Genomic DNA, 6,697 nt, shown 5'->3' with positions numbered 1-6,697 from the left:
TTTTGCATATAGGCGGAACAGGTTCACTGGAGAACGAGTATAAAAAATTAGCGAAGGAACTGGGTATAGAATCAAAATGTAAATTCTATGGCTTTGTTCCGTACGCCTCTATACCACAGTGGATGGAACAACTGCATTTCTTTGTTTGCTCCAGCCGATACGAAACGTTTTGTGTAGCATTGGTAGAAGCGATGGCTACAGGTATGCCGGTTGTTTCTACCCGTTGTGGAGGCCCGGAAGATTTTGTGAATGATAGTAACGGGCTACTCGTTACTAATGAAAATATAGAAGCTTTAGGTGAAGGCATTCACAAGATGATGCAGCAACATACCAGTTATGATGCGCAGGCTATAGCATCATACGCAAGAGATAATTTTTCGCGACAAAGCTTCCTGATGCGTATCGAAAAACTATACCGTGAAGTTATCACGAAAAATAGCCTAACAGCGCGTACCGAATGAAGTACAAAGTTCCGATGTATTTATTCTTTATGCAGCTTTGTGTCTTCTTTGCGTAACTTTGTGTAATTGGATTTCCAACTCACACTTCCTGCAGCTTGTAGCTAACAGCCGGCAGCTATTTTGAATCTGGTCGGTAAATGATCCTGTTGTATTATCATGGCCGCTCCCTGTGCAGAGCCCAGCGGCATATCGGATACTCCCAATATATACTCCGGAAGATACAGGCGAAGCAATACGATAAAAAGTTCATTGTCGATAAAGCCGCCATCCATATATAGTTTCCTGATAGCAGATTTACCTGCTGCCAGTTTGATGGAAGCCACTTGCAGTTGCACGAGTCCCCAGATTACATGATGGTATGCTTCTTCGAAAGAAGCAAAGGCTTCGGGCTGCCAGCGGTTGGTGGTAAATAGATCACTTACCAGTTTGTCATTTCCCAACGTAGCAGGATAGAAAGTTGATTCAATGGTGCCGGTTTTGATTTTCTCTATGAAGGCAACATCCGGTTTCACCTGTTTATAATACCGGGGTTCTTTCTGGTATAATTCACTCAACTGGCGGAGATGGTGATCTAGTTCATGACCAAGGAACAGACGCGATGCCTTTACGGGTTTCCCCGCTATGGTAAGAAAATTCAGACAGTCGCGATCGAGCTCCTCGCATGTCAGGCTTTCCGTTGTAAACGGGTTGAGTGTAATGCTCCACGTGCCGGTAGAGACGAGTATAAAAGGCTCATCCGTTCGCATCATATAGGCAGCGAGCGCGGAGGAACTGTCGTGTATACCAACGCCTACGACAACGGATCGCTCGTTCATCGGAACGTAAAATACTTTGGAGGCAGGCACGATTTCCGGAAAGAGCTGTTCCAGTTTTTCTTCGCGTACCCAGGCGTGGTAATCATTTCGTGTATAATCCCACAGTTTGGTATGGCAGCCTATAGAAGTTGGTTCGCTCACCAATTGCTGCGTGAACAGGTAGGAAAGATACTGCGGAAAGTGCAGGGTATATTTGATCTTCCTGAAAAGTTCGGGTTTGTTTTTCTTCAACCAGTATACTTGCAGGCCGGAGTTAAGCATGCCCAGCGATGGCGATGCCGTATATAGGTTATGCGCATCCTGCGGATAACGGGTATAAAATTCTTCCAGTAATTCCGGAGGAAAAGGTTTAAGGTAATTATAGAGCGGAGTTACCGGTTTACCGGTTTCATCGAGATGTACCAGCGTAGCACCGTACGTAGAGAAGTTCAGGCGCTTCAGGTGATATTGTTCGGAGAAGATGATCCTGTCAATGGTTTCGCGTATCCAGTGTGTTAGTGCATCGAGGTCATCGCACTCAAATCCATCGTCATCTGTCGTTGTTGGTAATTTTATATAGTCGTGGTACAGTTCCTGCAGATCTTCTGTAAAGAGAAAGAACTTCTTGTTGGTTTTTCCAATATCAAAAATTGCAGTGACAGGTATAGCCATGATCAGAGCCCTGTAGAAACAGTTTTGTGTCCGCGTTCCTGTATCAGTTGTTTGCGCACATTCAAACTGCGGAAGAGTGACAAGGGCTGCAACGCTGCGCCTACACGCTTTCTTGCTTCGGCAATCAGCGGTCGCACATCAGTGCGATAGGCGTGTTGCAATATTTCCTGGGCTTGTGTTGCATCGTTATTTTCCCGAGCCGCTTCCAGCTCTTCTTTATTTACCAGCAGTGCCTGTGCATACGCGAGTTTAATTGCTTCCACTGACTGAAGCAGATCTTCCAGCGGATCTTTTACATTATGACTTGCATCGATCATCCACGCAGGTATGGGATTAACCGAAGCAGGATCTTCCATACCATATACCAGCTCGTTGAAGATCAGGAAAAGCTGATACGGTTTTATACTCCCAACGGTAAGATCATCATCGCCATATTTGGAGTCGTTGAAATGGAATCCTCCTAATTTACCTTCCATCATCAACATGGCTACGATCTGTTCGATGTTGGTGTTGGGAAGGTGATGCCCGAGATCAACCAGGCAGTATGCTTTCCTGCCAAGTTTAGTAGCAAGCAGGTGCGAGGTTCCCCAATCCTGTATCACAGTAGAGTAGAAGTAAGGTTCATACGGTTTATACTCGATAAACATCTGCCAGTCGTCCGGAAGCCCGGTATATATTTCTTTCAATGATTCCAGTGTTCGTTGAAAAGCTTTTCTGAAATTCTGTTGCCCAGGAAAACATGTTCCGTCCGCCAGCCATACCGTTAGCGCTTTTGATCCTAATTGTTTTCCATGATGGATCACTTCCAGGTTGTGATCAATGGCCTGTTGACGTATAGCCTTATCGGTATGCGAGAGTGAGCCATATTTATAGGATAGTTGTTGATCGGGTTGATCCTGAAAAGTGTTGGAGTTCACAGCGTCAAAGATCAGATCATGTTCACGCGCGAGCGCTTTGATCGCAGCGGCATCAGAAGGTATATCCCATGGAATGTGAAGGGATATAGCGCCACTCGACCGGTTGATGGCATGCAGTAAACCAACATCTAAAATTTTTTCTTCCAGCGTACGCGGTTCACCACCACCTGAAAAACGACCGAAGCGTGTGCCTCCGTTACCCAATGCCCAGCTCGGTATAGCAATTTGCAACGCTGCAATTTTAGACACGATGCGCTCCACATCATGTCCTTCCTGCTCCAGTTGATTAGCCAGGAAAGAAAACGAGGCCGCGTGTTTTGCTGCCAGCTTTTTATTATGATCGTTGATGAATTGCTTTTCCAGTATCATGCCTGTTCAGTTTATCCGGATGGTGGTATATATATAGTTTTCAATCAGCGTACAAAGGCGGCAGCTACGCCACCATCTACATTGATGATATTGCCCGTGCTTTTGTTCAGGTGGCCGCCTACTAAAACAAATACACCGTTCGCTATATCTTCTGTGGTGATGATCTCATTGAGTATAGTGCGTTTGGCGTAGAAGGCGGGGAGCTCTGCAACGGTAACCCCATACGCTTTTGCGCGACCTGCGGCCCATTCACCTTCCCATATCTTGCTGCCTTCAATTACAGCATCGGGGTTTACTACATTAACGCGAATTTTTTCTTTGCCCAGTTCAGCGGCTAGCAACCGACTCATGTGTGTCTGCGCAGCTTTGGCAGTGCCATATCCTATATTGTTTGGACCAGCCACCAGCGCATTTTTACTCGCTATATTTACAATGTCGCCTCCGAGGTTTTGTGCACGAAGTATTGCCACGCTCTCCTGCGAAACAGTAAATTGTCCTTTTACGATAACATCGTTCAGTAAATCCCAATCCTGTTCGGTAGTTTGTTCCAGTGGTTTAGATATAGCGAGCCCTGCGCAGTTCACAACTATATCTACACCGCCAAAAGCTAGACATGCTTTTTCAAGTGCCTGTTGTACGGATGCTGTTTTTGTAACATCCATTACTATACCGGAAGCAACATCGCGACCAAAGGAAGCGGAAGCTTGTTGCAATGATTTTTCGTTTATATCCGTCAGAAAAATACAAGCGCCTTCACTTGCCAGCTTTTTCGCAATGGCTAATCCTATACCACCACCACCACCGGTGATCAACGCGATCTTCCGCGAAAGCGGTTTCTCCTTCGGCATGCGCTGGAGCTTCGCTTCTTCCAATAGCCAGTATTCAATATCGAATGCTTCCTGCAACGGCAGGGCTATATATTCGGATATAGCTTCAGCACCTTTCATAACGTTGATAGCGTTGATATAAAATTCGCTCGCTACACGTGTTGTCTGTTTGTCTTTGGAGAAAGAGAACATACCTACGCCCGGCCAGAGTATAATTACCGGGTTGGGGTCGCGCACCGGTGGACTATTAGGATGTTTGTGTTCGGTATAGTATTTCGTATAGTACTTTCTATACTCTTCAAACTCTTTTTCCAGTATCGCTTTTATAGCGGCTGTGTCGGTCACATCCGCATTGGCCGGTATCGTTAATACGAGTGGTTTTATCTTTGTTCGCAGAAAGTGATCCGGACAACTGGTTCCAAGCGGAGCGAGTCTGTCAAGATCGTTGCTGTTGATAAACTCCAGCACGCGTTCATCATCGGTAAAATGGCCTACCATACGTGCGTGACTGGATGCAAGTCCGCGAAGTATAGGAGCCAACCTTGCCGCTTGCCTAACACGTTCTGACTGTGGAAGCGCAGTAATTTTATATCCACCAAATACCGGTCGCTTCTTGCCGTAATTCTCCTGCATAAATTGAGAAGCTTTATTAATTACTTCGAGACTGTTTTTATAGCATTCATACGCAGTATCGCCCCATGTAAACAGCCCATGCCCACCCAGCATTATACCGCGTATACCTGGATTGTCGTTCAACGCTTTATCCAGTTTCAACGCCAGATCAAATCCCGGACGTTGCCAGGGAACCCACGCTATTTGTCCGTTGAATAATTCGCGTGTGATCTGTTCTCCATTTTTAGAAGCAGCAATAGCGATGGCAGCATCCGGATGGAGGTGATCTATATGTTTGAAAGGTAAAAACGCGTGCAGCGGTGTATCGATCGAGGGCGCTTTCGAATTAAGATCGTAAATGCAGTGGTTGAAAAGCTCAACCATCTCGTCTTCATATTGGAGACCACGGTATATATTCTTGAGTGCCAGTAAACGTTCCATATATAGGGCAGCAAGTCCGCTTTTGGTAAGCGTGCCTATATCTCCACCCGATCCTTTTACCCACATGATCTCGGTTTCTTTTTTGGTGAGCGGATCTTTTTCAATGGTCTTGCAGCTCGTATTACCACCGCCATAATTTGTGATGCGCAGATCGGAGCCCAGGAGATTAGAGCGATAGATCAGCAATTCTACTTCATCACCGTGCAGTGCAGCTTCCTTTGTTTTATCCCAACGGTTGTCAACATGGCTGAATGTCTTTTCAAGAATTTCCATAGTATACTCATTAATTAAGGGTCTGAGTATTCAAAGCTATTCATGATGAATGGTATGCCCGTCCTGCTGTGTGCTGGAGAAGCTTTACGCTGAAAGTTTAAAGCAGAAAGCAATGTGCGTTTTTTTTCAGCATTGAGCTTACATGGATCTCTCTCTCCAGCGGCTTGTAGCCAGCTGCTATATTATAGAGTTTCTATTGATAAATCGGAAGGCATTCTTCACGAGTTCTTTCTTTTTCTTCAGGATCATGTACGCTGCGGTTTCGCCCATTACCTGGAAGTCGGTGGAAATAACGGTGATGCCCAGCAAGTCTTTCAAAGGTGTATCGTTATAAGAAATAACTCCTATATCTTTGCCCAATGTAAATTTACGATCGCGCACTTGTTTGATCAGGTTTACCAGGTCGTTCTCTTCAATAATGATATAGGCATCTTTCGGCTGAAGCTCCATATCACTATATATTTCATCCAGCACTTCAAAATCGAAGTCGTAATCTGAACAGAATTTCTGGAAGCCCTGCTGTATTTCTACCGGATATGGATACATGGTTTTGCGCGGATATACCAGTATCAGTTTACTATAGCGCCTCAGCAGATCTGCACCTTCGCGCAGCGAGTCATATATATCCATTTTAAAATCCTGGTATATAGAAGCGATGTCGCGCTTTAGTTCGGGCAGGTAATTATCGAGGAGTATCAGTTTGTCTTCCGGAATTTTTCGCAATGCTTCCGTTACATCGCGGGTAATACTTTGGTGGGAGAGATGCTGGTCTTTGAAATGTGGCATCACCACGTAGTAATCATATCGCCCGGCATTGTCATTCAATGTATCGAGAAAGAGTTTGGGATCGCAGTGGTATATATTCAGGTCTACGTGCGCCTGACTCCCCAGTCCGCTGACAAAGGCATTATATATACCTAATTTATAGGAGCTGAGTTTGTTCATGAGAAACAACACCATGATACGCGAAGGTTGTATAGAACGTGCTACATAATAGCCTTTGCCTTTTGCCGATACAATGATCTGCTTTTCCTTTAGCAGATTATAAGCCTTCTCTACCGTGTCGCGCGAGAGATAGTACTCTTCACTGATCTCGTTGATGGATGGAATGCGCTGACCGATCGTGAGCAATCCTTTTTCAATATCTTCGATAATGGAGTTGACGATCTGGTGATACTTGGGAATGCGCGATTCGCTGTCGATCCGGATCTGATGTATCTGTTCAATTTCCTGTGCTCGCATAAAGGATTTTCATTTGGCTGGCTAACCAAAGTTTAAAAAATACAATCGTTTTTCCCAACATTTCAAACGGTATAGTACAGGATAGTGCT

At 45.1% G+C, this 6,697-nt stretch carries 5 protein-coding genes; 1 reads left to right on the top strand and 4 read right to left on the bottom strand.

Going from position 1 to position 6,697, the window contains the following annotated elements; genetic code table 11:
* The coding region (locus VIN08_RS04850; protein WP_331961065.1) for a glycosyltransferase at positions 1–461 on the top strand (461 nt) is incomplete at its 5' end.
* Between the two features lie 101 nt (positions 462–562).
* On the opposite strand, the gene VIN08_RS04845 is transcribed toward VIN08_RS04850, so the two are convergent.
* The 4 genes from VIN08_RS04845 to VIN08_RS04830 all read right to left on the bottom strand — a co-directional run bounded on the left by VIN08_RS04845 (position 563) and on the right by VIN08_RS04830 (position 6,608).
* Positions 563–1,927 carry an FGGY-family carbohydrate kinase gene (locus tag VIN08_RS04845; RefSeq protein ID WP_331961062.1) on the bottom strand — a complete coding sequence of 455 codons (1,365 nt, stop codon included), beginning with the start codon at positions 1,925–1,927 and terminating at the stop codon, positions 563–565.
* A gap of 2 nt (positions 1,928–1,929) precedes the next feature.
* On the bottom strand, positions 1,930–3,213 hold the full coding sequence (locus tag VIN08_RS04840; RefSeq protein WP_331961059.1) for a sugar isomerase: 1,284 nt from the start codon (positions 3,211–3,213) through the stop codon (positions 1,930–1,932).
* Positions 3,214–3,257: 44 nt separating this feature from the next.
* Positions 3,258–5,366: a bifunctional aldolase/short-chain dehydrogenase gene (locus VIN08_RS04835; protein ID WP_331961056.1), complete on the bottom strand. Its 2,109-nt coding sequence runs from the start codon at positions 5,364–5,366 to the stop codon at positions 3,258–3,260.
* A 177-nt stretch (positions 5,367–5,543) separates the two neighbouring features.
* Complete coding sequence (locus VIN08_RS04830; RefSeq protein WP_331961053.1) at positions 5,544–6,608, bottom strand: GntR family transcriptional regulator; 1,065 nt, start codon at positions 6,606–6,608, stop codon at positions 5,544–5,546.
* Positions 6,609–6,697 lie beyond the last annotated feature (89 nt).

Source organism: Ohtaekwangia sp., assembly GCF_036568665.1.
GTDB lineage: Bacteria > Bacteroidota > Bacteroidia > Cytophagales > Cyclobacteriaceae > Ohtaekwangia.
The sequence above is the reverse complement of the archived record's forward strand: the minus strand, read 5'-3'. Positions and strand labels throughout refer to the sequence as shown.